The sequence below is a fragment of the Methylobacterium sp. PvR107 genome (assembly GCF_017833295.1).
In the GTDB taxonomy this organism is placed as follows: domain Bacteria; phylum Pseudomonadota; class Alphaproteobacteria; order Rhizobiales; family Beijerinckiaceae; genus Methylobacterium.
The window spans coordinates 934,557-957,337 of sequence record NZ_JAFIBW010000001.1; the positions used below are offsets into that span (position 1 = coordinate 934,557).

The 22,781-nt window shown below is 71.5% G+C and carries 24 protein-coding genes; 9 read left to right on the top strand and 15 right to left on the bottom strand.

Annotation, left to right across the window (positions count from 1 at the left end):
• The first annotated feature begins 183 nt into the window (after positions 1–183).
• Positions 184–1,101: a peptidylprolyl isomerase gene (locus tag JOE48_RS04210; protein ID WP_210028050.1), complete on the top strand. Its 918-nt coding sequence runs from the start codon at positions 184–186 to the stop codon at positions 1,099–1,101.
• 37 nt (positions 1,102–1,138) lie between these two features.
• Here JOE48_RS04210 and JOE48_RS04215 read toward each other — a convergent pair whose 3' ends face one another.
• The 5 genes from JOE48_RS04215 to hemH all read right to left on the bottom strand — a co-directional run bounded on the left by JOE48_RS04215 (position 1,139) and on the right by hemH (position 3,144).
• Positions 1,139–1,363 (bottom strand): type II toxin-antitoxin system RelE/ParE family toxin, encoded by a 225-nt coding sequence (locus JOE48_RS04215; protein ID WP_312893405.1) that lies wholly within the window; start codon positions 1,361–1,363, stop codon positions 1,139–1,141.
• A complete protein-coding gene (locus JOE48_RS30990; protein WP_312893064.1) occupies positions 1,305–1,433 on the bottom strand; it encodes a hypothetical protein in 129 nt (42 codons plus the stop codon). Before JOE48_RS30990 ends, JOE48_RS04215 begins: the two co-directional genes overlap by 59 nt.
• Positions 1,430–1,681 carry a type II toxin-antitoxin system ParD family antitoxin gene (locus JOE48_RS04220; RefSeq protein ID WP_210028052.1) on the bottom strand — a complete coding sequence of 84 codons (252 nt, stop codon included), beginning with the start codon at positions 1,679–1,681 and terminating at the stop codon, positions 1,430–1,432. The genes JOE48_RS30990 and JOE48_RS04220 overlap by 4 nt, the downstream gene beginning before the upstream one ends.
• Before the next feature lie 128 nt (positions 1,682–1,809).
• On the bottom strand, positions 1,810–1,968 hold the full coding sequence (locus JOE48_RS04225) for a hypothetical protein (RefSeq protein WP_210028054.1): 159 nt from the start codon (positions 1,966–1,968) through the stop codon (positions 1,810–1,812).
• Between the two features lie 93 nt (positions 1,969–2,061).
• On the bottom strand, positions 2,062–3,144 hold the full coding sequence (gene hemH, locus JOE48_RS04230) for a ferrochelatase (protein ID WP_210028056.1): 1,083 nt from the start codon (positions 3,142–3,144) through the stop codon (positions 2,062–2,064).
• Between the two features lie 280 nt (positions 3,145–3,424).
• On the opposite strand from hemH, the gene JOE48_RS04235 reads away from it, so the two are divergent.
• Positions 3,425–4,114, top strand: a complete 690-nt coding sequence (locus tag JOE48_RS04235) for a uracil-DNA glycosylase (protein ID WP_210028058.1) — start codon at positions 3,425–3,427, stop codon at positions 4,112–4,114.
• A 13-nt stretch (positions 4,115–4,127) separates the two neighbouring features.
• On the opposite strand, the gene JOE48_RS04240 is transcribed toward JOE48_RS04235, so the two are convergent.
• Positions 4,128–4,532: a hypothetical protein gene (locus JOE48_RS04240; protein ID WP_210028060.1), complete on the bottom strand. Its 405-nt coding sequence runs from the start codon at positions 4,530–4,532 to the stop codon at positions 4,128–4,130.
• A gap of 274 nt (positions 4,533–4,806) precedes the next feature.
• On the opposite strand from JOE48_RS04240, the gene JOE48_RS04245 reads away from it, so the two are divergent.
• On the top strand, positions 4,807–5,274 hold the full coding sequence (locus JOE48_RS04245) for an AMP-dependent synthetase (protein ID WP_210028063.1): 468 nt from the start codon (positions 4,807–4,809) through the stop codon (positions 5,272–5,274).
• A 27-nt stretch (positions 5,275–5,301) separates the two neighbouring features.
• On the opposite strand, the gene JOE48_RS04250 is transcribed toward JOE48_RS04245, so the two are convergent.
• Positions 5,302–5,877, bottom strand: a complete 576-nt coding sequence (locus tag JOE48_RS04250) for a disulfide bond formation protein B (RefSeq protein WP_210028072.1) — start codon at positions 5,875–5,877, stop codon at positions 5,302–5,304.
• 11 nt (positions 5,878–5,888) lie between these two features.
• Complete coding sequence (locus JOE48_RS04255; RefSeq protein ID WP_210036133.1) at positions 5,889–6,044, bottom strand: DUF5993 family protein; 156 nt, start codon at positions 6,042–6,044, stop codon at positions 5,889–5,891.
• A 197-nt stretch (positions 6,045–6,241) separates the two neighbouring features.
• Here JOE48_RS04255 and JOE48_RS04260 point away from each other — a divergent pair, with 197 nt between their 5' ends.
• The 3 genes from JOE48_RS04260 (at position 6,242) to JOE48_RS04270 (ending at position 9,005) form a co-directional block, all read left to right on the top strand.
• Positions 6,242–7,060, top strand: a complete 819-nt coding sequence (locus JOE48_RS04260; RefSeq protein WP_210028074.1) for an enoyl-CoA hydratase — start codon at positions 6,242–6,244, stop codon at positions 7,058–7,060.
• A 122-nt stretch (positions 7,061–7,182) separates the two neighbouring features.
• Positions 7,183–7,503 carry a hypothetical protein gene (locus JOE48_RS04265; protein ID WP_210028076.1) on the top strand — a complete coding sequence of 107 codons (321 nt, stop codon included), beginning with the start codon at positions 7,183–7,185 and terminating at the stop codon, positions 7,501–7,503.
• Between the two features lie 65 nt (positions 7,504–7,568).
• The gene (locus tag JOE48_RS04270; protein WP_210028078.1) at positions 7,569–9,005 is read left to right on the top strand and encodes a phospholipase D-like domain-containing protein; all 1,437 of its coding nucleotides are present in this window, start codon (positions 7,569–7,571) and stop codon (positions 9,003–9,005) included.
• Here JOE48_RS04270 and JOE48_RS04275 read toward each other — a convergent pair.
• The gene (locus JOE48_RS04275; RefSeq protein ID WP_245253088.1) at positions 8,923–9,711 is read right to left on the bottom strand and encodes an endonuclease/exonuclease/phosphatase family protein; all 789 of its coding nucleotides are present in this window, start codon (positions 9,709–9,711) and stop codon (positions 8,923–8,925) included. The genes JOE48_RS04270 and JOE48_RS04275 overlap by 83 nt on opposite strands.
• Before the next feature lie 253 nt (positions 9,712–9,964).
• Between JOE48_RS04275 and JOE48_RS04280 the strand changes: the two genes are divergently transcribed.
• Complete coding sequence (locus tag JOE48_RS04280) at positions 9,965–11,203, top strand: DNA repair exonuclease (protein WP_210028080.1); 1,239 nt, start codon at positions 9,965–9,967, stop codon at positions 11,201–11,203.
• A 22-nt stretch (positions 11,204–11,225) separates the two neighbouring features.
• The gene (locus JOE48_RS04285; protein ID WP_210028082.1) at positions 11,226–14,702 is read left to right on the top strand and encodes a YhaN family protein; all 3,477 of its coding nucleotides are present in this window, start codon (positions 11,226–11,228) and stop codon (positions 14,700–14,702) included.
• Between the two features lie 158 nt (positions 14,703–14,860).
• On the opposite strand, the gene JOE48_RS04290 is transcribed toward JOE48_RS04285, so the two are convergent.
• The 5 genes from JOE48_RS04290 to JOE48_RS04310 all read right to left on the bottom strand — a co-directional run bounded on the left by JOE48_RS04290 (position 14,861) and on the right by JOE48_RS04310 (position 19,365).
• Positions 14,861–16,360 carry a carboxypeptidase M32 gene (locus tag JOE48_RS04290; protein ID WP_210028084.1) on the bottom strand — a complete coding sequence of 500 codons (1,500 nt, stop codon included), beginning with the start codon at positions 16,358–16,360 and terminating at the stop codon, positions 14,861–14,863.
• A gap of 44 nt (positions 16,361–16,404) precedes the next feature.
• A complete protein-coding gene (locus JOE48_RS04295) occupies positions 16,405–18,207 on the bottom strand; it encodes an ATP-binding cassette domain-containing protein (protein ID WP_210028086.1) in 1,803 nt (600 codons plus the stop codon).
• A gap of 66 nt (positions 18,208–18,273) precedes the next feature.
• Positions 18,274–18,510, bottom strand: a complete 237-nt coding sequence (locus JOE48_RS04300) for a hypothetical protein (RefSeq protein WP_210028088.1) — start codon at positions 18,508–18,510, stop codon at positions 18,274–18,276.
• Between the two features lie 79 nt (positions 18,511–18,589).
• Positions 18,590–18,904: a polyhydroxyalkanoic acid system family protein gene (locus JOE48_RS04305; RefSeq protein WP_210028090.1), complete on the bottom strand. Its 315-nt coding sequence runs from the start codon at positions 18,902–18,904 to the stop codon at positions 18,590–18,592.
• Between the two features lie 110 nt (positions 18,905–19,014).
• Positions 19,015–19,365, bottom strand: coding sequence for a septal ring lytic transglycosylase RlpA family protein (locus JOE48_RS04310; protein ID WP_210028092.1), 351 nt, complete (start codon positions 19,363–19,365; stop codon positions 19,015–19,017).
• Positions 19,366–19,950: 585 nt separating this feature from the next.
• Here JOE48_RS04310 and JOE48_RS04315 point away from each other — a divergent pair.
• The gene (locus JOE48_RS04315) at positions 19,951–21,141 is read left to right on the top strand and encodes a site-specific DNA-methyltransferase (protein ID WP_280921295.1); all 1,191 of its coding nucleotides are present in this window, start codon (positions 19,951–19,953) and stop codon (positions 21,139–21,141) included.
• Between the two features lie 219 nt (positions 21,142–21,360).
• Here the strand turns inward: JOE48_RS04315 and mutY are convergent, their stop codons facing one another.
• On the bottom strand, positions 21,361–22,695 hold the full coding sequence (mutY, locus tag JOE48_RS04320; protein ID WP_210028096.1) for an A/G-specific adenine glycosylase: 1,335 nt from the start codon (positions 22,693–22,695) through the stop codon (positions 21,361–21,363).
• Positions 22,696–22,781: the final 86 nt, after the last annotated feature.

Below are 22,781 nucleotides of genomic sequence, written 5' to 3' on the forward strand. Positions count from 1 at the left end.
GAGGTAAACATCGCCCGGTGCACCTGAAAGGGGCAGCGCTCAACGCGGGCCGGTACGGTCACGGTTCCGGGATGCGCGGAACGGCAGCGCTTGCCTTCTCGCGCGACGCGGGCCACCTGTGCCGCAGCCTGCCGCCCGGCCCGATCGGGGCGGCGCGAGACGTCAGTCGGAGACTTCGCCCGCATGCCGAACACCGCCCTCCTCCGGCGCGCCAGCGCGCTTGCCGTCATGCTCGCGATGCCGGGATTCGCGCTGGCGCAGACGCCGCAGAAGGCCCCGGCTCCGGCATCGACGCCCGCGGCGAACACGCCCGCCGCGGCGCCCGGGCCGGACGCGGTTGCGGCAAGCGTCAATGGCAAGCCGATCACGCAGGGCGACCTCGCCATCGCGGCCGACGATCCGGCACTGTCGCTGCCGGGTGTCGACGAGGCGCAGAAGAAGAACCTGCTCGTGGACTACATGGTCGACCTGCGGGTCGGCGCGCAGGCGGCGGAGGCGGCCAAGATCGGCGACACGCCGGAGTTCCAGCGCAAGCTCGCCTATTTCCGCGACAAGCTCCTGCTCGACGACTACCTGGAGCATGAGGCCAAGCTAGCGGTCACGCCCGAGTCGGAGCACGCGATCTACGATCAGACCGTCAAGCTGATGAAGCCCGAGGAGGAGGTGCATGCCCGCCACATCCTCGTGGACAACGAGGCCGAGGCGAAAAAGATCGCGGCGCGCATCAAGGGCGGCGAGGATTTCGCCAAGGTCGCGGCCGAGACCTCGAAGGATCCGGGCTCGAAGACCGAGGGCGGCGATCTCGGCTGGTTCACCAAGGAGCGGATGGTCCCGGACTTCGCCAATGCGGCCTTCGCGATGAAGGTCGGCCAGGTCTCCGACCCGATCAAGACGCAGTTCGGCTGGCACGTGATCAAGGTCGAGGAGAAGCGGACCAAGCCGCAGCCGACCTTTGAGGATCTCAAAGAGCAGATCGACCAGCACCTGATCCGCAAGGCCCAGCAGGACATGATCCTGAAACTGCGCTCGGAGGCGAAGATCGAGCGCACCGACGCGCCCGCCGAGGCGGCTCAGCCGGTGCCGGAGACGAAGAAGCCCTGATCCGGGCGCTGTTGACGGTCGGGCCGGACGGGTCCAGTCAGGACGGGAACAGGCGCGTGGCATGATCGACGGTGCCACGCAGGATGTGCAGGATGACGACGCAATCGGTCTCAACCCTGTAGAAGATCGGGTACTTGCCCTGCACATGCCGGCGAACGCCACGGTCCTCATAGCGGCAAACCAGCGGAAAACGCTCGGGGAAATCAGCCAGCGCCAGGCAGGCCATGCGCAGTCCCCGAACGAAACTCAGTGTGCTGCGGATTGTCCTGCGCGACGAGGTCGCCGAGCGCTTCCAGATCGTGTTCCGCCGCGTCCGCGAAACGGACGATCATTCTGTCCCGTCGCTGAGCGCACGAGACTTGCGTTCCAGCCGGCCGAAGACATCGTCGGCCGGTTTGGTCCGCCCGGCCTGAGCGAGGGCGATCGTGATCGATTGATCCAACGCGGCGAGGCTCGCTTCCCGGTCGCGGATCAGGCGGACACCTTGCCGAAGCACCTCGTTCTCCGAAGTGTACCGGCCGGTTTCGACCAGCCGCGTCACGAAGGCCTCAAGCGGATCCCCGAGTTCGGCACGAATCATCGCGTCCTCCGGATGGGCGGACCCGGCCAAGATAACCAGCACCCAACGATTCCGGACATAGAAAAAAGCGCAGCCTCGCGCCGCGCTTCTCGACCTCACTCACGGGTGTTGAGAACCGGTCGAACCCGTCAGTACGGCCGGTCGGGCACGAGGTAGCTCGAGCGTTCCGGCGCGGCCTGCGGCGTGACCCCGAGCGCGGCGAGTTCGTCGCTGCGGCGCCCTTCGGCAATTCGGTCGAGCACCGCGATCAGCAGCCATGGGCACGCGATGCCGATGAAGAACGCCATGTGATCCTCCCGCGCCGGACCGAAAAACCCGTCCGGCTTAGGAAAATAATAGGGGGGCGCGGCCAGCCCGCAAGCGGCGTTCGCGCCCGATCGTCAGATCCAGCCCTGAAGCTCGCGGCGCACCACGTGCTCGATCACCCGCATGCCGAGGTCGCTGTCGTTCAAGCAGGGGATGTAGGCGAATTGCTCGCCGCCATTCTCCTCGAAATAGTGACGGTTCTCGCCGTCGAGTTCCTCCAGCGTTTCCAGGCAATCCGCCGTGAAGCCCGGGGCGACGATCGCCATGCGCTTCACGCCGGATTTCGCCAGCTCCATCACCGTCTCGTCGGTGTAGGGCTTCAGCCACTCCTCGTTGCCGAAGCGGGACTGGAAGGTCACCCGCATCTTCTCCGGCGACAGGCCGAGCTTCTCCCGGATCAGTCGGCCGGTCTTGTGGCACTGGCAATGGTAGGGATCACCCTTGAGCAGGTAGCTCCGCGGCACCCCGTGGAACGAGGTGAGGATCACCTCCGGCTCGAAATCGAGCTTGTCCAGACCCTCGCGGATCGAATCGGCCATCGCGGCGATGTAGACCGGATCGTCGTGATAAGGCGGCGAAACCCGCACCGTCGGCTGCCAGCGCATGTCCATCAGGGCGCGGAACGCCTGATCGCAGGCGGTCGCCGAGGTGGCGGCGGCGTATTGCGGATAGAGGGGCACCAGCAGGATACGGTCGCAGCCCTGGTCGAGCAGGGCCTGGATCCGGCCGGCGACCTCGGGCTTGCCGTAGCGCATCGCCCAATCGACCACCACGGACTCGCCCATGGCGGCCTGGAGGCGCTCGCTTTGGCCGCGGGTGATGGTCTTGAGCGGACCCTCGTTCAGGGCGTTGTTCCAGACGCTGGCATAGTCGCGACCCTTCGGCTTGGGGCGCTTGGTCAGGATCACGAGGTTGAGCAGCGGCCACCAGATCAGCCGCGGCACCTCGATCACCCGCCGGTCCGACAGGAACTCCTTGAGGTACCGGCGCATGGGCCAGTAGGTCGTGCCCTCCGGCGTGCCGAGATTCATCAGGAGGACGCCGACACGGCCCCAGGCCACCTTCGGGTGGTCGGCCGGCAGGCCGTCCGCTGCGGGCTTGAGGGTCGTCAGGGGCCGGCCATTGGCCAGCGCGGCAGGTTCGACGCGTTCGTTCATGGCATCGTTCCGGCGCCGCGCGCCGAGTCCTTCCTCTGGCTTCGGATATCCGGGGGCCGGCGCGTGCGCTTGGGCCTGGACCGGAGGCTTGCCCCTGTCGGGTGCGCTCCATGTAGGGTGCGATGCCGCCCGGCGAAGACCGGATGCGACATGCCGCCCCGTGAGGCGCCGCGCGCTCGACCTCTGTCCCTAACCATGTGTCGCCGCAAGCCGCAACCGCCGCCCCGGTCGCGGGGCCCGGCTGCCGCAGATCCCGGCCACGATCCTGACCGCGAGACTCATGACCGACACGCCTGTTGCCGATGCCCTCGCGGCCTTCCGCGCCGCCAGCTCACCCTGGCTGACGCTGCCGTTCTTCGCGGGGGGGCAGGCCGACGCGGTGGCAGCCCGCGTCGATGCCCGTATCGCCGCGGGTGCCCGCGTGCTGCCGGCGCCGGACCGGATCTTCCGCGCCCTGACGGAGACGCCGCTGCCGGCGGTGCGCGCGGTGATCCTCGGGCAGGACCCCTACCCGACCCCCGGTGACGCCAACGGCCTCGCCTTCTCGTTCGTGGGCTCGGGCCGCCTCCCCGCCTCGCTGAAGGTGATCCTGGCGGAGGCCGGCTCGGACCGTTCCGCGGGCGGCGACCTGACGCCCTGGGCGCGGCAGGGCGTCCTGCTCCTCAACAGCGCGCTCACCGTCGAGGCCGGCAAGGCCGGGGCGCATCTCCGCTACGGCTGGGCTGCGCTGACCGACGAGGCGGTCGCCGCAATCTCGGCGCGTCCCGAGCCCGCGGTCTTCCTGCTCTGGGGCGCCCAGGCCCGAGCCCGGGCGGCGCTGATCGATGCGCGCCGCCACGGCGTGTTCGAGAGCGGCCATCCCTCGCCGCTCAACCGCGCGCGGGATTTCCCCGGCTCGGATCCGTTCGGGCGGGCCAACCGGTGGCTGACCGCGCACGGTGGCCGCCCGATCGAGTGGCGCTTGGGCTGAGCGCGGCCGGCGCTCACTGCGGCTTGGCGGTCTCCGCCGGCTTGGCCGCCGGAGCACCCGGATCCTGGCCGGCCGGCAGCAGCACGTTCTTGGCGACGGTGCCCTCGGGGCCGTATTCGCCGGCTACCGCGATGCAGGCCTGATCGCGGTTCTGCGCCATCTGGTTCGACATCAGCGTGAACATGGTCTGCACGCGGTTGCCGAACGGACCCCGCGGCTGGACATCGGCGATCTGCACGTTCTGCTTCGCCAGAAGCGCCTCGAACTGGTCGCTGCCGACCCGGTAGCCGCAGACATTCGAGGCGGCGAAGATGTAGGCGGCAAATTCCAGGGCCCGCGGGCCCGGCGCGTTGCGGACCTGCGCCTGTGCCGGGAGAGCGGCGAGCATCAGGGCGGCGGGAAGGGCGATGTGGCGCATGCGGAGCCGTTTCCTCGAAGACGGGCGAACTCTGGCGGGTCGCCTCAGGCGGGCGGGACATAGGACCGGGCGGGCCATTCGCCAATGCGACCGAATTTGCCTGCAAACGTGCGACCGATTTTCATGACCCGTTGGCCATAGATCCAGTCCAGGGCCGTGGAGCTGCCGAAAATGCACCCGTGTCCCGGCTGGGCTGCGAGGTGAGAGAGAGTGTTAACCTGCCCGCGTCACGCCAGACGTCATGGTCTACCCAGATCAAGGCGGTCTGCATCGCATGTTCGGCGTCAACTCCTCTGCCGCATCACTTCCAGTCCTGGCGCCCCAGGACCCGGCCCGCGCCTTCCGGACCGGCCCGGCCGGGCCTGCAGCCGCCGACCGGCGCGGCGCCGAGGCTGCGCCCGCAATCTGCCCGCACCGGGTCGCGCGCTGGGCCATCGGCGAGGGCCTGCGCGCCGGCGACACCGTCGCGCTTCTGGTGCAGGATCTCGGGCAGGCGGAGGCGATGCGCCTCGGTCTCGCCCGCCTCGGCCTCCGGGTCGTCTGCCTCGACGGGACCGGTCTCGGTGACGCTCTGGCCGACAGCCTGTCGCTGTCGGGAGCGGCCCTGGTAATCGTCGATACGACGCTGGCGCAGGCCTATGCCGGCCTGATGGGCCGGTTGTCCGCCTATCCGCCGGTATGGTGGAACGGCCCGGGCGCCGATTTCGCGAGCCTCGATCTCGCGCTGGCCGAGCTGGCGTAGGGTGCGACGGGACCGAGGCCTGCGCCGTCAGCGCGGGCCGGCGTGCCCCAGCCAGCTGTCCAGCGCCTCGTAACGCGTGGGGTCGTCCGGGCAGAGGCCGGTGCCGCATTCCGCCGCCGTGGACACGGCATTGGCGAGAACGACGCAGAGGAACAGCAGCAGGCATGCCGTGCCGAATCGGCCGGCCCCGCCGCTCTGCGCCCGGGGATCGGCCCGGAAGACCCCGTCGCCGAGGAGCAGCACACTCACCCCGACGATCAGCGCGGCGAAGGCGATGAGCGCCAGCGTGTAGAAATGCAGTCCGAACAGCGTCGAGCCGAAGCCGCCGGTGCCGGGAACGATGTGCAGGGCGACCTGTCGTGCCGCCACGCAGGCGCCCGCAACGGCGCCGAGGATCGCGATCCCGTAGTGGGATGGCCGCGGACCGAAGCGCAGGTTGAGCGCGAAGCCGATTCCCGCCGCCGCGAACGCGGCCCGCTGCAGCAGGCAGAGCGGACAGGGCAATTCTCCGAGGAAGAACTGATACCAGAATGCCTCGATGAGCACGGCGCAGCAGCCGAGCAGCGCGAGGGCGTTGAGGGTCCGGGCCTGAAGAGCGGTCATCGCGCGATCCCTCAGAAATCGAGCTGAAGGGTCGAGGTGGCGTGCGCGCCGAACAGCACGAGCGTGCCGATCAGCGAGACCAGCCACAGGCCGAGGGCCACCCCGCGACGGCCGCCGAGCACGGCGACCAAACTTCCCGCAAAGCCGACGAACGGCAGCACCATCATGACGGGACATCCCTCGCGCGACCGCCGGCGCCGGCAGCGCGCGGATCTGGCGGACAAGCTTGCCAGACGGGCGGTTTACCTTTTCTTGAGGCAGCCCAATCGGTGGGCGGCATCGCGGGGGCTCGGGCCGCGTGCTAACCCTCCGGCCACAGGTTCGGCCGCACGTGCCAAAGCGGCCGGCATCGGGAGACGCCCTCATGACCGCAGCCCCGTCCACGGTCCCATCCGCCTCGGACAGATCGGACGAACCGATCCTGCTGCGCGCGGACGCCGACGGCGTCGCGACGCTGACCCTGAACCGGCCCCAGGCCCGCAACGCCCTGTCGATGGCCCTGATGGGCGCGCTCCAGGACCAGCTCGACGCGATCCGCACGGATCCCGGGGTACGCGTCGTGGTCCTGCAGGGGGCCGGCCCCGCCTTCTGCGCCGGCCACGATCTCAAGGAGATGCGCGCCGATCCCGCGCGGGAAGCGACCGAGGCGGTGTTCCGCACCTGCGCCCGGCTGATGCTCAGCCTCACACGCCTGCCGCAGCCGGTGATCGCCCGGGTCCACGGCATCGCCACCGCCGCCGGCTGCCAGCTCGTCGCGACCTGCGACCTCGCCGTCTGCGCCGCGGAGGCCCGCTTCGCGACGCCCGGCGTGCAGATCGGGCTGTTTTGCTCGACCCCGATGGTGGCCCTCTCGCGGGCGGTGTCGCGCAAGGCTGCCCTGGAGATGCTGCTGGTCGGCGAGCCGATCGACGCCGCCGAGGCGCTGCGGATCGGCCTCGTCAACCGCGTCGTGCCGCAGGCGGATCTCGATGCGGCGGTCGGCGCCCTCGCGACCCGGATCGCCGGCAAGGCACGGCGCGTTCTGGCGATCGGCAAGGAGGCGTTCGGCCGTCAGATCGAGATGGGCGTGGAGGAGGCCTACGGCTACGCCGCCGAGGTCATGACCCGGAACATGATGCTGGCCGACGCCCACGAGGGCATCGACGCCTTCCTGGGCAAGCGGCCGCCCCGCTGGGAACCGTAGGTCCTCCGCGGCCTGACGCGATACGACGCAGGCCGGTTCGCGTAGGTTATGGCGCTGTCCTGCCCTAGGATTGTGGATACGCCCGATCCTGCCGGGTCCGGCGCCCCAAAGCGGAACGGCTGATGAGCACCATCGACCTGTTCGGTCTGACGCTCGCCTTCTACGGCGCGATGCCGCCCCCTCGGCCGCAGCGCCCCGACCGGAACGGCGCCACCTGGGCGGCTGCCTTGGTGTTCGGCGGCATCTGCTTCGCCACGATGGGGCCGATGATCACCATCTGGAGCTTCCACCGGCCTTACGCGGAGGCGAAGACGCGCTGCATCGAGTCCGGCGGCCGCGTCCTGTATGCGGCCCTCGACGGCAGCGGGCCGTATCGCTGCGAGCGGCCGGTGGCCGGGCCCGTCGCGTCACCCATTGCCTCAACGGCCAAGCCAGCGGATTAATCCGCGCCGCCGCACTTCCTTCGGGTATATCCGGCGCCTCCTCACGCGAACCGGATGCCGAGACCTTGGACAACGCGCTCACTCGATGGGTCCAGTCGACCGCCCTGCTGCGGTCGGACGTGGAGGCGCTCATCGGCTTCGCGCTCGCGATCGGCGTGACCCTGCATGCCCTGCTGCGCAAGCGGCGGGTGAGCGTGGCGGTCGGATGGATCGGGCTCGCCTGGCTGTCGCCGATCTTCGGCACCGCCCTGTACCTGACCTTCGGCATCAACCGAGTCTCGCGCCGCGCCCGTCGACTCCGGACCAAGCCCTCCGATGCGACGAGCCTGCCCGACACTGACGACGCGGTCGTGCCGGAGACGCTCTGGCCTCTGGACCGCGCGATCCGGCGGATCACCGGCCTCCCGGCCTTCGCGGGCAATGCCGTCCAGATGTTCCGCAACGGCGACGCGGCCTATCCCGTCATGCTCGCCGCCATCCGTGAGGCGCGGGCGAGCATCGCCCTGACGAGCTACATCTTCCGGGACGATCCCACCGGCCGGGAATTCTGCGACGCGCTGGTGGAGGCCAAGGCGCGCGGCGTGAGCGTCCGGGTCATCATCGACGGGATCGGCGGCGGCTATTTCCGCGCCCCCGCCTACCACCGCCTGACCGCCGCCGGGGTGCCGGCGGCCCTGTTCATGCACTCCGCCCTGCCCTGGCGGATGCCGTTCCTCAACTTGCGCTCGCACAAGAAGCTGTTGATCGTCGACGGACGGGTCGCCTTCACGGGTGGCCTCAACATCTCGCACCCGAACCGCGTCGCCCTGAAGCCCGAGCACCCGATCCGCGACACCCATTTCCGGCTGACCGGCCCCGTCGTCGAGCAGCTCGCCGTCGCCTTCGCGGCCGACTGGGCCTTCGTGGCCGGCGAGAACCTCGACGGCGAGCCCTGGTTCGCCGATCTGGAGCCGGCCGGCACCAGCGTCGCCCGCGCGGTCACGTCGGGCCCGGACGCCGACGTGGAGAAGATCGAGCAGGTCATCCTCCAGGCGCTGGCCTGCGCCCGCAAGACGGTCCGGTTCGTGACGCCGTACTTCCTGCCCGACGAGCTGGTCACCGGCGCCCTGGCCCAGGCCGCGACCCGCGGGATCACCGTCGACGTCATCATCCCGCGGGTCAGCGACCACCCGTTCATCGACTGGGCGACCCGGGCCCATCTCGACCCGCTGCTCCGGGCCGGCGTGCGGGTCTGGCTCGACGAGCCGCCGTTCGATCACTCGAAGGCGATGGTGGTCGACGACATCTGGTGCTTCGTCGGCAGCGCCAACTGGGACATGCGCAGCTTCCGGCTCAACTTCGAGCTGAATGTCGAGATCATCGACGCGGAGCTGGCCGCCGAGCTCGACCGGTTCATGCGCGGCAAGATGGAGGCCCGTCTCAGCCGGGAGGACCTCGCCGCCCGCGTCCTGCCGGTCCGTCTGCGCGACGCAGGCGTGCGACTGCTGCTGCCATACCTTTGAAGCGGCCGGGCGCGTGCGCCTCGGGCGCCGGCCCGAGATGGACCACGATCGGCCGGTGATCGGACGGACCGCGGGGCAGGACGTCGTGGGCGTGGCAGATCAGGCCGCGGGCGAGGCACCGGTCGAGCCGCAGCGGCAGGACGTCCACCATCGCGTGGGTCGGCCGGCGGGGACCGACGTCGCGGAAGCCCGGGATCAGCGCCGGACCGACGATGTTGTAGTCGCCGAGCACGGCGGCGCGCGGCGGCAGCTCGGTGACGATGCGGCGGAGCTGGCGGCGGTTCAGCATCTGTCCGTGCGACAGATGGACGTTGGCCACGCCGAACTCGCCGAGGTCGAGGATCTGGCAGACCCGGTGCACCAGGGCGCCGGAGGGCAGCGTGATCACCCGCGGCGGCGCCGGCCAGGGTTCGGGGCTCCACATGGCGAGCCCGTGGATCCGCCCCGGCAGGGGTGCCCAGGCATAGTGGCCGCCGATCCTGTCGAGCAGGAAGCCGATGGCGCGGGTCGCCTCCTGCATCAGCAGCAGGTCGGGCTTCTCCTGGGCGATCAGGGCCGCCACGTCGTCGACGGCGGCGCCGGTGCGGCGCAGGAGATTCCAGCTCACGATCTTGAACGGCGCGTGGGCGCGGGCCGCCTGCCGAAGCGGCAGATCGGGAGCCGCGGTCAAGCCGGGCCGGGCCGGGGGGCGTGCAGCGATGTTCATCGGGCCGGACTTGCCTCTCATCACGCGGCTCTCCCGCCACCGCCACGCTGTAACGCGCGCGCGGCTCCGTCGTTCGACGGCCTGTGCGCCAATCGGCCCGACGTGGTGGGGCCTATCCGGCGCGTCCCACAGGCCAGCGACGAACGCCGCTTGAGGCCGACCCTGCCGGCGGCCTAAGAGCCGGCACGCGATGCCGGCCGGCCTGCATGGGCCGGCATCCATTCCGAACGCGCCACGATCCCCTGGGATTTCGATGACGGGCTTCAGCTTCATCCATGCGGCGGACCTGCATCTCGGCAGCCCCCTGTCGGGGCTCGCCGCGCGCGATGCCGACCTGGCCCGGCGCCTCGCCACGGCCGGCCGGCAGGCCTTCGAGGATCTGGTCACCCAGGCGATCGAGCGGTCGGTCGCCTTCGTGGTCGTGGCCGGCGACATCTACGACGGCGACTGGGCCGACAACACGATCGGCCTGTTCTTCGCCCGGCAGGTCTCCCGCCTCGACCGTGCCGACATCCCGACGATCCTGGTGCGCGGCAACCACGACGCCGAGAGCGTGATCACCCGCTCGATCACCCTGCCGGCTTCGGTGCATGTCTTCCCCGCCAACCGCGCCGGAACGTTCCGCCTGGAGGGCCTGCGGGTCGCTCTGCACGGCCGGAGCTTTCAGGGCCGGGCGGTCGAGGAGAACCTGGCTTTGACCTACCCGGCCGCCCTGCCGGGCTGGTTCAATCTCGGTATCCTCCACACCTCCTGCACCGGCCACGCCGCCCACGAGACCTACGCCCCCTGCTCGGTCGCCGACCTCGCGGCACGGGGCTACGAGTACTGGGCGCTCGGCCACATCCACGAATACGCGGAGCTGTCCCGGGATCCCTGGATCGTGTTCCCCGGCAATCTCCAGGGCCGCAGTATCCGCGAGCGCGGCGAGAAGGGGGCCGTGGTGGTCGATGTCGCCGACGGCCGCGTGACCGGCCTCCAGCGCCTCGCCCTCGACCGCGCCCGGTTCGAGCAGGTCTCGGTCGATCTCGCCGAGGCGGAAGACCCCCGTGCGGCGCTCGAGGCCGTGGAGGCGGCGCTCCAGCCGCTCGCCGCCCTGGCCGCCACCCGTCTCGTCCTCGTGCGCGTCCATCTCACCGGCACGACGCCGGCCCACGACGCGCTGGCGGCGGACCGGGAGGCGCTCACGGCCGAGATCCAGGCCGCCGCCCACCGGCTGCACGAGGATCTCTGGCTGGAGCGCCTGAAGATCGAGACGCACCGGCCCCGGGCGGCGGTGGAATCGTCCGGCACCGCGATCGACCCCGCCGCGCTGCTCGCCGACATCGACCGCGATATCGATTTCCGGACGCGGGCCAAGGCGGCGCTGGCCGAGATCGGTGGCCGGATGCCGACCGCGGTCACCGCCGAGGCGGGTCTGGAAGACGAGTTCGACGCCCTCTGCGCCGAGGCCGAGGCCCTGATTTTGGGCCGACTCGTCGGCCGGCACTGCTGAGCGGAGCGCCCAGGGACATCCGATGCGTCTGATCCGCTTCGCCCTCGAGCGCTACGGCGCCTTCACGGACCGCACGATCGCGTTCCGCCCCGACGCGCGGCTGCATGTCGTGCTCGGAGCCAACGAGGCCGGCAAGAGCACCGCGCTGGCGGCCGTCACCGACCTGCTGTTCGGCTTCGAAAAGTCCACCCGCTACGCCTTCCTGCACGACATGCCGCAGCTGCGCCTCGGCGCGGAAATCGCCGCCGCCGACGGCCGCCGGCTGAGCTTCCGCCGCCGCAAGGGCAACAGCCGCACGCTGATCGATGCGGACGACGCGCCCCTGCCCGATGACGCCCTCGCGCCGTTCCTCGGCGGCCTGTCGCGGTCGGCCTTCTGCCGCGCCTTCGGCCTCGACGCGCAGAGCCTGCGGGCGGGCGGGCGGGAGATGGTCGACGTGGAGGGCGAGGTCGGCGCGAGCCTGTTCGCGGCGGGCTCTGGCCTGCGCGGCCTCACCGACCTGCAATCCGCCCTCGACACCGAGGCGGAGGCCATCTTCGCGCCGCGCCAGGCCAAGCACCGGACCTTCTACCAGGCGCTGGAACGCCACGACACGGCCCGCAAGGCGATCCGCGAGAAGGGCCTGCGCGCAGGCGACTGGCGCGCGCTGAACGACGAGATCGCGGCCGCGGCCGGCCAGCTCGACGCGCTCCGGGCCGAGCAGAAGGCCATGGCCGTCGAGCGCGGCCGCCTGGAGCGGCTGAAGCGCGTCCGGCCGATCGTCGCGGAGATCGACGCGCTGGAGCGGCGCATCGCGGCCGAGGACGGCCTCGTCGACGCGGATCCGGCCTGGATCGAGCGCCTCGGCGCCGCCCTCGACCGCTGCCGGACGGCGGAGGCCGAGGCGGTCCGGGCCGACATTCTCCTGTCCCAGGCCCGGACGGAGGCCGAGGCCGTGCCGGTCGAGCCGGGGCTGACGCTCCGGGCCGACGAGATCCTCGCGGCCTTCAGCGGCACCAAGGAATACGAGAAGGGCGGGACGGACCTGCCCCGGATCGAGGGGGATGCCCACAAGGTCGGGCTGGAGCTGGAGCGGCTGCGCGCCCGGATCGGCGCCGCCGACCTCGCTGCGCTGGAATCGGCCCAGCCGACGGATGCCGCCCGGGCCCGGATCGAGGGGCTGATCCGCGCGCATCGGACCCTGTCGGCGGCCGAGGAGCAGACGGCCCGCGACAGCGCCGTGGCCCTCGCCGAGCGGGACCGGCTGGCGGGCGAGATCGAAGCCGCGGGCGCGACCCACGATCCCACGCCGCTGCGCGAGGCGCTGAAGCCGCTCGCCCGCCTGCACGAGTGGATCGCCGCCCACGAGACCCTCGATGGCGCGATCCGACGGGAGACGGCGCTGCTGCGCAACCAGGCGGCCCGGCTGTCGCCGCCCGTCCCGGACACCGCCGCCCTCGTCCGGATGCCGCTGCCCGCGCCGGAGGCGATCGCGCGCTTCCGCGCCCTTCTCGACGGTCGGCATCGCGACCGGGAGCGCGCCGTCGACCGGCACGAGACGGCACTGCGCCAAGCCGCCGCCACCCGCGACAGGCTGCGCGCGCGCGAGGCCGGTCGGCCGATCGCCACGTTGGAGCGCCTGGGGGCGGCGCGGGCGTCGCGCGACGCAGCCTTCGCGCCGCTGCGGGACGCCCTGGGGGCCGAACGGAAAGCTGCGCTCGCCGAGATCGCCGCCTACGAGCGGGCTGTCCTCGACGTGGACCGGCTGGCCGACGAGCGCGCCAGCGACGCGGCGCGGGTCGCGGCCCATGCCGCCGACCAGGACCGCCTCGCTGCCGAGGAGGCGGAGATCGCCGCCGCCCAGGACATCCTGGCCGGGATCACGGCCGATATCTCGGCCGGCGAGGCGGCGTGGCGCGCGGCATGGCGGCCCGCCGGGATCGAGCCGGGGCCGCCGGTCGAGATGGCGGCGTGGCTCGCCGAGACGGAGAACCTGATCGAGGCGGAGCAGCGGCTGGCCGAGCAGCGGATCGAGCGGGAGCGGCTGGCGGCGCGGATCGAGGCCGCCCGGTCGCCGCTGGCGGATCTGTACGTCAGTTCCGGGCTCGATCCCGCGCCGGAGCTGGAAGTCGGCCCGGCCCTCGAACGGCTGGAGGCACGGGTGGCGACGCTGGCGAGCCGCTGGGAGGCGAATCTCCAGACCGGCGGCCTGCTGCGCGCGGCCCGTGCCGCCTGCGCCCGGCTGGACGCTGCCTGCGCCGAGACCGCGACGCGGCGCGCCGCGTGGCAGACCGAATGGGCCTCGGCGCTGCAGCCGCTGGGCCTCGCCGCCACGAGCCGGCCCGAGGAGGCGGAAAGTGCTCTGGACGCGTGGCGCACGGTGCCCGACCGGCTCTCGGATCGCGCCGCCCTGAACCGCCGGGCGACCGGGATCCGGCGCGACATGGAAGCGTTTCGGGTCGGCGCGGCGTCCCTGGTGGAGGCTTTGGCACCGGACCTCGCCGACACGCCGGCGACGACCGCGATCCGCACCCTGCACGCGCGCCTCGTCGCCGCGCAGGCCCGGGAGGCGCGGCGCATCGAGCTGGACCGCCGGCGCGACGAGGCCGCGGCGGCGAGCCGCGCGGCAGCGGACCTGCACGCGGAGGCCCGGGCGGCGCTGACCCGCGTGGTCGCAGCCGCGATGCCGGACCGGGCCGAGGCGCCGATGCCCGAGATCGAGGCCCTGTTCGACCGCCTGAGCGCCCGGGAGACCCTGCGCGCCGAGCTCCTGCGCCTGCGCGGGAGCCTCGCGGGCGCCGCCGACGGGCTCCCCGAGGCCGAGCTGCGCGGGGGCCTCGAAGCACTCCCGCCGGAGGCGATCGAGGCCGAGCTGGCCCGGCTCGCCCTGGAGGCGGAGGAACAGGCGGAGCGCGGCCAGGTCATCTTCGCCGACCGCGACCGCGCCGAGCGGCGCCGGGCCGAGCTGGAAGGCGGAACCGGCGCCGAGCTGGCGCTCGCCGAGCGCAAGGCCGCGGAGGCGGACCTGCAGGCGGCGGCCCGCTCCTGGGCAGTCCTGCGTCTCGCCGGGCTGATGCTCGGGCAGGCGGTCGCCCGCCACCGCGCCGGTCAGCAGGACCCGCTGCTGGCACGCGCCGGTGCCCTGTTCTGCGCCATGACGGGCGGCGGCTTTTCCGGGCTCGCCCAGACCTACGATGAGGCCGACACGCCGCGGCTCGCCGGACAGCGGGCGGGCGGCGGGCTGGTGCAGATCGAGGGGATGAGCGAGGGCACGCGCGACCAGCTCTACCTCGCCCTGCGGCTGGCCTACCTTGAGGATTACGCCGGCCGCGCCGAGCCGGCGCCGTTCATCGGCGACGACCTGTTCTCGACCTTCGACGAGGTGCGCACCGGCCACGGGCTCGACGCGCTGGCGGCGATCGGGGAACGGGTCCAGCCGATCCTGTTCACGCATCACCGCCACGTCGCCGACATCGCCCGCGACCGGCTCGGCGCGGCGGTGGACGTGGTGGCGCTGTAGCGGGTTGCGGGGCGGTCGGCTGCGCTCGCAAGGACGCGTCGGCGGTCGGCCGTGGCGGCCCCCACAGGTCGGGAGCGCGCAGCCAAACCGTCATCCCGGGCACCGCTGCGCGGCCCCGGGATGACGGATGGTCGGCGAAACCGGTTTCGCGGATCCGGTCAGACGCGCGCGTCCCCGAGATACCGCCCCTCCAGATGCGCCCGGAACGCCGCGGTGCCGAGCGGCGCGCCCGTGGCGCGGGTGAGCAGGTCGTCGGTGCCGAGCAGGCTCCCGACTTCGTGCACGCGGGTCCGCAGCCATCCGCGCAGCGGCCCGAAATCGCCCTGTGCGAGGCAGCCCGGAAGCGCCGGCTCGGCCGCCCGCGCCGCGCGGAACAGCTGCGCCGCCGCCATCGCGCCCAGCGTGTAGGTCGGGAAATAGCCGAAGGCGCCGCTCGGCCAGTGGATGTCCTGGAGGCAGCCCACCCGGTCGTCCGGCACGGTGAGGCCGAGCAGCTCCCGCAGGCCGTCGTTGAAGGCGCCCGGCAGGTCCCGGACCGCGAGGTCGCCCGCGATCATCGCGGTCTCCAGGCGGTAGCGCAGCAGGATATGGGCCGGGTAGGTCGCCTCGTCGGCATCGACCCGGATGAAGCCCGGCGCGACCCGGGTGTTGAGCGCGTGCAGGTTCTCGGGCGACCATTCCGGCCCGGACCGGCCGAACGCCGCGCGCAGCAGCGGCGCCAGGAAGGTGAAGAACTCCCGGCTGCGGCACGCCTGCATCTCGATGATCAGCGACTGGCTTTCGTGGAGGCTCATGCCCCGGGCCGCGCCGACCGGCTGGTGCCGCCAGGCCGCCGGCCGCCCCTGCTCGTAGAGGGCATGGCCGGTCTCGTGCAGCACGCCCATGAGGGCGCGGCCGAAATCGGCGGCGTCGTAGCGGGTGGTGATCCGCACGTCGTCGGTGGCGCCGCCGCAGAACGGGTGCAGGCTGATGTCGAGCCGGCCACGGGTGAAGTCGAAACCCACCGCCTCCATGAGCTTGAGGCCGAGCTCGCGCTGGACCGCGACGTCGAACGGGCCGGTCAGCGGCAGCGGCGCCGGGCGGGCGGCCTGGATCTCCCGGGCACGGGCGATCAGCGCCGGCAGCCAGCTGGACAGGTCCGCGAACAGCGGGTCGATCACCGCCCGGCGCATCCCGGGATCGTAGCTGTCGAGCAGCGCGTCGTACGGGTCGAGCCCGAGGGCCGCGCCCTTGGCCTGCCCGATCTCCCGCTGGAGCCGTAGCACCTCGGCGAGGTGCGGCTCGAGCTTGGCGAAATCCGCGTCCCGCCGCGCCTCGCGCCAGACCATCTCGGAGCGGGAGACCGCGCGGGAACTCGCCTCCACGAGATTTCGGGGTACCGCCGTGGCATGGGCCTGGGCGCGGCGCATCTCGCGCAGGTTGGCCGCCGGCCAGGATTCGAGGCCGCTCGCCCGCTCGGCGGCCGCCAGGTCCTCGGCCGCCTCGGGCGCCGTCAGGATCTCGTGCGCCAGCCCGCGCAGGATCGCGAGTTGGTCGCCCCGGGCCTCGGCGGCGCCGTCGGGCATCAGCGTCTGCGCGTCCCAGCCGAGGATCCCGGCGGCGCCTTCGAGGGCCGCGAGCCGGGCGAAGCGCTGTTCGAGGGTCTGGTAGGCGGTCATGCGGTCTCCGGTCCCAGGGAATGTCTCGTGGCTGCCGGCGGGACTCACCCCGCCTGCAGCATCTCCAACTCCAGCCAGCGGTCCTCCGCCTGCGCCAGGTCGGTCTCGGCCTGCGCCAGCATGGACGAAGCCTTGTCGAAGCGGGCGGGATCGCGGGCATAGAGGTCGGGATCGGCCAGGATCGTCTTGAGCTGGCCGATCGCCGCCTCCAGCTTCTGCATCCGGGACGGCAGCGTCTTCAGCTCGTGCTGCTCGTTGAAGCCGAGCTTGGGCTTGCCGGAGGGAGCGGCCGCGGGCGCGGCGGCGCGTGCCTTGGTCTCCCTGGCCTTCGGCGCGGCCGCCCGCGCCTCGACGCCCTGCCCGCGTTGGATCAGCATGTCGCTGTAGCCGCCCGCATACTCGACCCAGCGGCCCGCCCCCTCGGAGACGAGCACGCTGCCGACCACCCGGTCGAGGAAGTCGCGGTCGTGGCTCACCAGGATCAGCGTGCCCTGATAGTCGCCCAGCATCTCCTGGAGCAGGTCGAGGGTCTCGAGATCGAGGTCGTTGGTCGGCTCGTCGAGGACCAGCAGGTTGGCCGGCTGCGCCAGCGCGCGGGCGATCAGAAGCCGGTTGCGCTCGCCGCCCGACAGCACCGAGACCGGCGTGCGCGCCTGCTCGGGGCTGAACAGGAAGTCCTTCAGGTAGCCGATCACGTGCCGGCTCTGGCCGTTCACCGTGACGCTGTCGCCCCGTCCGCCGGTGAGCACGTCGGTGACGGTCATGCCGGGTTCCAGGACCGCGCGAGCCTGATCGAGCACCACCGGCAGGAGGTTGGTGCCGAGGACGATCTGCCCGGAATCGGGCGCGAGCCGGCCCATGAGCAGGTTGATCAGCGTGCTCTTGCCGGCGCCGTTCGCGCCGACGATGCCGAGCCGGTCGCCGCGCATCACCCGCAGGGACAGGCCGTCGACGATCCGGCGGTCGCCGTAGGATTTCGCGATGTCGCGCGCCTCCACGACGAGGGCGCCGGAGGATTCCGCGTCTGAGGCCTGCATGCTGACGCTGCCCACCGGGCGGCGCACCTCGCGGCGGTTCTGACGCAGCGTATGCAGGTTCCCGAGCCGCCGGACGTTGCGCTTGCGCCGGGCTGTGACGCCGTAGCGGAGCCAGTGCTCCTCGGCGACGATCTTGCGGTCGAGCTTGTGCTGGTCGCGCTCCTCCTCCTCGAAAAAGGCGTCGCGCCACGCCTCGAAGCTGGAAAAGCCCTGGTCGATCCGCCGGGTCTCGCCGCGGTCGAGCCAGATCGTGGCCCGCGACAGAGCCGACAGGAAGCGCCGATCGTGGCTGATGAGGACGAGCGCCGCGCGGGTGCCCTTCAGCTCTGATTCGAGCCACTCGATCGCCGGCAGATCGAGGTGGTTGGTGGGCTCGTCGAGGAGCAGCACGTCGGGCTCCGGCGCAAGCGCCTGCGCCAGCGCGGTGCGCCGCCCCTCGCCGCCCGAGAGCTTCTGCGGATCCTCCGCGCCGGTCAGCCCGAGGCTCTCCAGCAGGTAGCGGGCGCGGTGCGCGGATTCGCCTGCTGGCAGCCCGGCCTCGACGAAATCGAGCGTGGTGGCGAAGCCCGAGAAGTCCGGCTCCTGCGCGAGATAGCGGATCGTGGTGCCGGGCTGGATGAAGCGGCGCCCGCGGTCGGATTCCACGAGGCCCGCGGCGATCTTCATGAGCGTCGATTTGCCGGAGCCGTTCCGCCCGACGAGGCAGGTCCGTTCGCCCGGGGCGATGGTGAGTTCGGCGCGGGTGATCAGCGGCGTGCCGCCGAAGGTGAGCGCGACGTCCTGGAGCGTGAGAAGCGGGGGAGCGGCCATGGGCCGGCTTATGGCAGTGCGGGGCGGCCTGTTCAAACGGTACCGCCCCGCCGGGACTTCGCCCGGTCAGGCGATCGGGTTGGCCGGCCCCGTGGGCGGGCTGATCTCCGGCGCGCCGGGATCGTTGATGGGGATCTCGGGCGGCTGGATGCCCGGCGCCTCGGCGGGCGTATTCCCGGGGATCTCCGGTCCCGGCGGCTGGGTCGGCGCCTGCGGCGGGTCGTAGGGCCGATCCGGCACCGGGGTCGGCTGCGGCGGCACCTCGGGGACCTGGCCCGGGTCGGCGAGCGTGAACTGGGACACGGTGATCCTCCGCGAGACCGAGGTGCGAACCTGCACCGGTCCGGCGGAAACAAGGTCCCGCCGTTCCGGTTCCGGATCGCTACTTCTTCGTCAGCAGGAGGTTGCCCTCCTTGCTCGCCACTTTCTGGATCTTCTCGGCGAACAGGGCGAGCAGGAAGGGCAGCTTCACCTCAAGACGCACGCTCTCGGCGCCGACATCGATGGTGCCTGCGATCTTCTGGGCGATGGCCGACACGCCGAAATCGAGCCGGTCCCCGGTCCAGGCCAGCTGGTCGATCGCGATGCCGCTCTTGGCGAGGAAGGCCCGCGCCTGCTCGGTCCCCTGCTCGAGGCGCCGCTTGGCCTCGTCGCGGCCGAGGTCGTGCGGGATGTCGACGATGAGGGGCTTGGGCATGGGTAGCTGATCCGGCTTGAACCCGGCTGCAGATGGGGCCTCGCCTTGCCGCCGACAACGCCCTCGGCCGCCCTGCCCGTTCGGGCTCGGGCGACCGAAGGTCTGCGACGTCAGTTCAGGACTTGCAAGGAGACGTAGGTCGTGCCGCCCATGCCGAGGGCGCGGGCCGAGCCGCGCGACAGGTCGATGATGCGTCCGTGCACGAACGGACCGCGGTCGTTGATGCGCACCACCACCGAGCGGCCGGTCCGCTTGTTCTCGACGCGGACCCGGGTGCCGAAGGGCAGGCTGCGATGGGCGGCGGTCAGTCCGTTGGGGTTGAAGTGCTCGCCGTTCGCGGTGCGATGACCGCTGCCATACCAGGAGGCCGCACCGCTCTGCGCGGCGGCCGGGAGGCTTGTTCCGATTACGGTGGTGAGCATTCCAAGCGAGACGACGAACTTTCCGAAACCAAACGACATTCTCAACGCATTCCCTTTGTTTTTGTCGGGGCGTCGCCAGTCGTGCCGGAAATCGGCCGGAATATGGCAGGTGTTCGCGTACCGCCGAGGTCACATTTTGGTCGGTTTTTTCCTGGTCCTTCTTATTACATGAGCATTTATTTCGGTTTATTTCCGGATTATCTGAGAACTACACGTCGCCCAGTCGAGGGATGTATTGTGCAAGAACTCTCGCAAGCAGTCAGAAAGGCCGGCAAATAGGCCCATATTCCCAAGGCCTGCGCTGGCCGTGACCCTGCATCCCACTTTGCTGGACGCGCGCGCATCAAACAAAGCCGATCGCTGCTGCCGTTCGTCCGCGCCGGTCCGGCAAGGATAGCCCTCTCGATGGCCGATCGGGCGGCAGATGAGGGGTGATTTCGCGGGGCGCGCGAGGCCCGGAACCGGGCTCGTAACCCTTGCTTAACCTGTGCGCCGCTCGGCCTGATCCGCACCCGGCAAAAACTGCAGCCCCAGAACGGGACGCATGGCGGCCAAAATCGACAACGCGACCTTTACCGTATCCGAGGCATGGTCTGCCGGTCAGTCGCGTAACCGGTGTTTGCCATGGCTTCCCCGCGTACCGTGGCTGCCGACGCCGTCGCCCGGAAACATGTTTCGCGTGCCGGGCGGCCCGCGTCGGCGCCACGGATGGGTCTCGTGCCCGCCCAGCGTTCTCTGCCCCTCGACCAAGTTCTCGTCGGGGACTGCATCGCCGCCATGAACGCCCTGCCGGCGTCGAGCGTCGACTGCGTGTTTGCTGATCCGCCCTACAACCTCCAGCTCGGCGAAGCCGGCCTGCTGCGTCCGGACCAGAGCCGTGTCGACGCGGTCGACGACGACTGGGACAAGTTCGCGACCTTCGAGGCCTACGACGCCTTCACTCGGGACTGGCTCGCGGCCTGTCGCCGCGTGATGAAGCCGAACGCGACCCTCTGGGTGATCGGGTCTTACCATAACATCTTCCGGGTCGGGAGCGCGTTGCAGGATCTCGGTTACTGGATCCTCAACGACATCGTCTGGCGCAAGGCCAACCCGATGCCGAACTTCCGCGGCAAGCGCTTCACCAACGCCCACGAGACCCTGATCTGGGCCTCGCGCTCGGCGGAGTCGAAGGGCTACACCTTCCACTACGACGCGCTCAAAGCGGGGAACGAAGACCTCCAGATGCGCTCTGACTGGTTCATCCCCCTCTGCACCGGCGAGGAGCGGCTGAAGGATGGGGCGGGTCACAAGGTCCATCCGACCCAGAAGCCCGAAGCCCTGCTCGCCCGCACCCTTCTGGCGGCGACCAACCCCGGCGACGTCGTGCTCGACCCGTTCTTCGGGACCGGCACGACCGGGGCCGTCGCCAAGCGCCTCGGCCGCCGGTTCATCGGCATCGAGCGCGAGCCGGTCTACGCGGAGGCCGCCCGCGCGCGGATCGCCGCCGTCGAGACCCTGTCGAAGGCCGCCCTCATGGTGGCGCCGACCAAGCGCGCCGAGCCGCGGGTGCCGTTCCTGTCGGTGATCGAGGCCGGGCACATCCGTCCCGGGGAGATCGTAACCGACGAACGCCGCCGCTTCCGCGCCACGGTGCGCCCGGACGGCCAGCTCGACAACGGACTCGTCATCGGCTCGATCCACAAGATCGGTGCCCTGGTCCAGGGGCTGCCCGCCTGCAACGGCTGGACCTTCTGGCACGTGGAGCGCGGCGGCAAGCCAATGGTGATCGACAGCTACCGGGCCGGCCTCCGGCAGGCGATGGCGAACGGTTGAACCTGTTTCCGTTCGCTGTGGTCGATAACTGCGGCGCAGCTATCAACCGGCGGTGGAACTGCATTCCACACAGGCTCAGTCATTCCGGGACTGCGAGGCAGGGCCCGGAATCCGGAACCGCGCCGTCACCGGGTTCGGAGCGCCACGTGCTGAACCGAGAACGGCCCTGGATTCCGGGCTCTCGCCTGCGGCGAGCCCCGGAATGACGGCGCGATCCTGTCACGATCGTCTGCGGGCCGGTCCACGGCGCCGCGGCGGTGGCGCCCCGGCGGGCTGTTCAACCTCCCCTTCGAACAGTTCGTCCGCCTCGGGCGGTGGCGCGGCCGCCGGCTTCGGCTGCGGTTTCGGCACGGCCCGGACGCGCGGGCGTGGCTCCGGATCCGGCATCGACACCGGCGCCTCCATCGCCGCCAGCAGCGGCATCGGCGGCGGCTCCTTCCTGGGGCGGCCGCGCGGCTTCTTCTCCGGCTCCGGCTTCGGGTCGAAGGCGTGGGCCAGGACCTTGCGCATCAGGCCGGGCAGCGGCTCGTCATCGAGGGCGCTGCGCGGGGTGAATCGCATGCCGGCCGGCGCGGGTGTCGAGAGGGCGACCCGGGCCACGAACACCGCCAGCTCCAGCGGAAAATGCGTGAAGCCGTGGCGCACGAGCCCCGGCAGGCGTTTCCACCGGGCGTCGAGGGGCGCGTCCAGCAGGGCGGCGGCGACGTCGTAATCCGGCTCCCAGGCGCTGCCCGGCGGCTCGGCCATGTTGCCGAGCAGCCCCTCCGGGGCCCGGGTCCGCAGCAGCACCGCCTCGTCGCCGCTGCGGATCGCCACGAAGACCGCACCGCGGCGGAGCGCACCCTTGGCCGCCTTGATCTTGCGCGGGAATGTCTCCTGGATGCCGAGCGCGCGGGCGCGGCAGGGCCGCATCCAGGGGCAGAGCGCGCAGGCGGGCCGCTTGGGCGTGCAGATCGTCGCGCCGAGATCCATCAGCGCCTGGGCGAAGTCGCCCGGCCTGTCCTCGGGGACCAGCGCCTGCGTCAGGCGGCGAATCTCCGGCCGGCTGCCCGGGAGCGGCATCTCAACCGCGTAGACCCGGCTCAGAACGCGCTCGACATTGCCGTCGACCGCCGCCTCCTGCCGGTCGAAGGCGATCGCCGCGATGGCGCCGGCCGTGTAGGCGCCGATTCCCGGAAGCTTGCGCAGGCCGTCGGCGGTTTCGGGGAAGCGCCCGCCTGTCGCTGCCACCGCCTTGGCACAAGCGTGGAGATTGCGGGCGCGGGAGTAGTAGCCGAGGCCGGCCCAGGCCGACATCACCGCTTCCTCGGGAGCCTCGGCCAGGGCGAAGACGTCAGGAAAGCGCGTCAGGAATCGCTCGAAATACGGTCGGACCGCCGCGATCGTGGTCTGCTGCAGCATGACCTCGGACAACCAGACCCGGTAGGGTTCGGGCATCTCGCCGGCGAGCGCCCGCCACGGCAGGACCCGCCGATGCCGGTCGTACCAGGCGAGCAGGTCGTCGGCGCGCGGTCCGGGACCGGGCTCGGGTTCCGTGGCTGTGCGAGGGGGCATGGGCACGTCGATCGGGGTGGCGCTGCATAGCCGGAGCCCGGCGACGATCATAGGGCGGCGAAAGCGCCGACGCGTCCTCCCTTCGT

Excerpts from the sequence above, each read along its gene's own strand:
- JOE48_RS04210 (WP_210028050.1), top strand. The coding sequence starts at position 184 with ATGCCGAACACCGCCCTCCTCCGGCGCGCCAGCGCGCTTGCCGTCATG.
- JOE48_RS30990 (WP_312893064.1), bottom strand. The coding sequence starts at position 1,433 with ATGATCGTCCGTTTCGCGGACGCGGCGGAACACGATCTGGAAGCGCTC.
- JOE48_RS04220 (WP_210028052.1), bottom strand. The coding sequence starts at position 1,681 with ATGATTCGTGCCGAACTCGGGGATCCGCTTGAGGCCTTCGTGACGCGG.
- JOE48_RS04225 (WP_210028054.1), bottom strand. The coding sequence starts at position 1,968 with ATGGCGTTCTTCATCGGCATCGCGTGCCCATGGCTGCTGATCGCGGTG.
- hemH (WP_210028056.1), bottom strand. The coding sequence starts at position 3,144 with ATGAACGAACGCGTCGAACCTGCCGCGCTGGCCAATGGCCGGCCCCTG.
- JOE48_RS04235 (WP_210028058.1), top strand. The coding sequence starts at position 3,425 with ATGACCGACACGCCTGTTGCCGATGCCCTCGCGGCCTTCCGCGCCGCC.
- JOE48_RS04240 (WP_210028060.1), bottom strand. The coding sequence starts at position 4,532 with ATGCGCCACATCGCCCTTCCCGCCGCCCTGATGCTCGCCGCTCTCCCG.
- JOE48_RS04245 (WP_210028063.1), top strand. The coding sequence starts at position 4,807 with ATGTTCGGCGTCAACTCCTCTGCCGCATCACTTCCAGTCCTGGCGCCC.
- JOE48_RS04250 (WP_210028072.1), bottom strand. The coding sequence starts at position 5,877 with ATGACCGCTCTTCAGGCCCGGACCCTCAACGCCCTCGCGCTGCTCGGC.
- JOE48_RS04255 (WP_210036133.1), bottom strand. The coding sequence starts at position 6,044 with ATGATGGTGCTGCCGTTCGTCGGCTTTGCGGGAAGTTTGGTCGCCGTG.
- JOE48_RS04260 (WP_210028074.1), top strand. The coding sequence starts at position 6,242 with ATGACCGCAGCCCCGTCCACGGTCCCATCCGCCTCGGACAGATCGGAC.
- JOE48_RS04265 (WP_210028076.1), top strand. The coding sequence starts at position 7,183 with ATGAGCACCATCGACCTGTTCGGTCTGACGCTCGCCTTCTACGGCGCG.
- JOE48_RS04275 (WP_245253088.1), bottom strand. The coding sequence starts at position 9,711 with ATGAACATCGCTGCACGCCCCCCGGCCCGGCCCGGCTTGACCGCGGCT.
- JOE48_RS04280 (WP_210028080.1), top strand. The coding sequence starts at position 9,965 with ATGACGGGCTTCAGCTTCATCCATGCGGCGGACCTGCATCTCGGCAGC.
- JOE48_RS04285 (WP_210028082.1), top strand. The coding sequence starts at position 11,226 with ATGCGTCTGATCCGCTTCGCCCTCGAGCGCTACGGCGCCTTCACGGAC.
- JOE48_RS04290 (WP_210028084.1), bottom strand. The coding sequence starts at position 16,360 with ATGACCGCCTACCAGACCCTCGAACAGCGCTTCGCCCGGCTCGCGGCC.
- JOE48_RS04295 (WP_210028086.1), bottom strand. The coding sequence starts at position 18,207 with ATGGCCGCTCCCCCGCTTCTCACGCTCCAGGACGTCGCGCTCACCTTC.
- JOE48_RS04305 (WP_210028090.1), bottom strand. The coding sequence starts at position 18,904 with ATGCCCAAGCCCCTCATCGTCGACATCCCGCACGACCTCGGCCGCGAC.
- JOE48_RS04310 (WP_210028092.1), bottom strand. The coding sequence starts at position 19,365 with ATGTCGTTTGGTTTCGGAAAGTTCGTCGTCTCGCTTGGAATGCTCACC.
- JOE48_RS04315 (WP_280921295.1), top strand. The coding sequence starts at position 19,951 with ATGGCTTCCCCGCGTACCGTGGCTGCCGACGCCGTCGCCCGGAAACAT.
- mutY (WP_210028096.1), bottom strand. The coding sequence starts at position 22,695 with ATGCCCCCTCGCACAGCCACGGAACCCGAGCCCGGTCCCGGACCGCGC.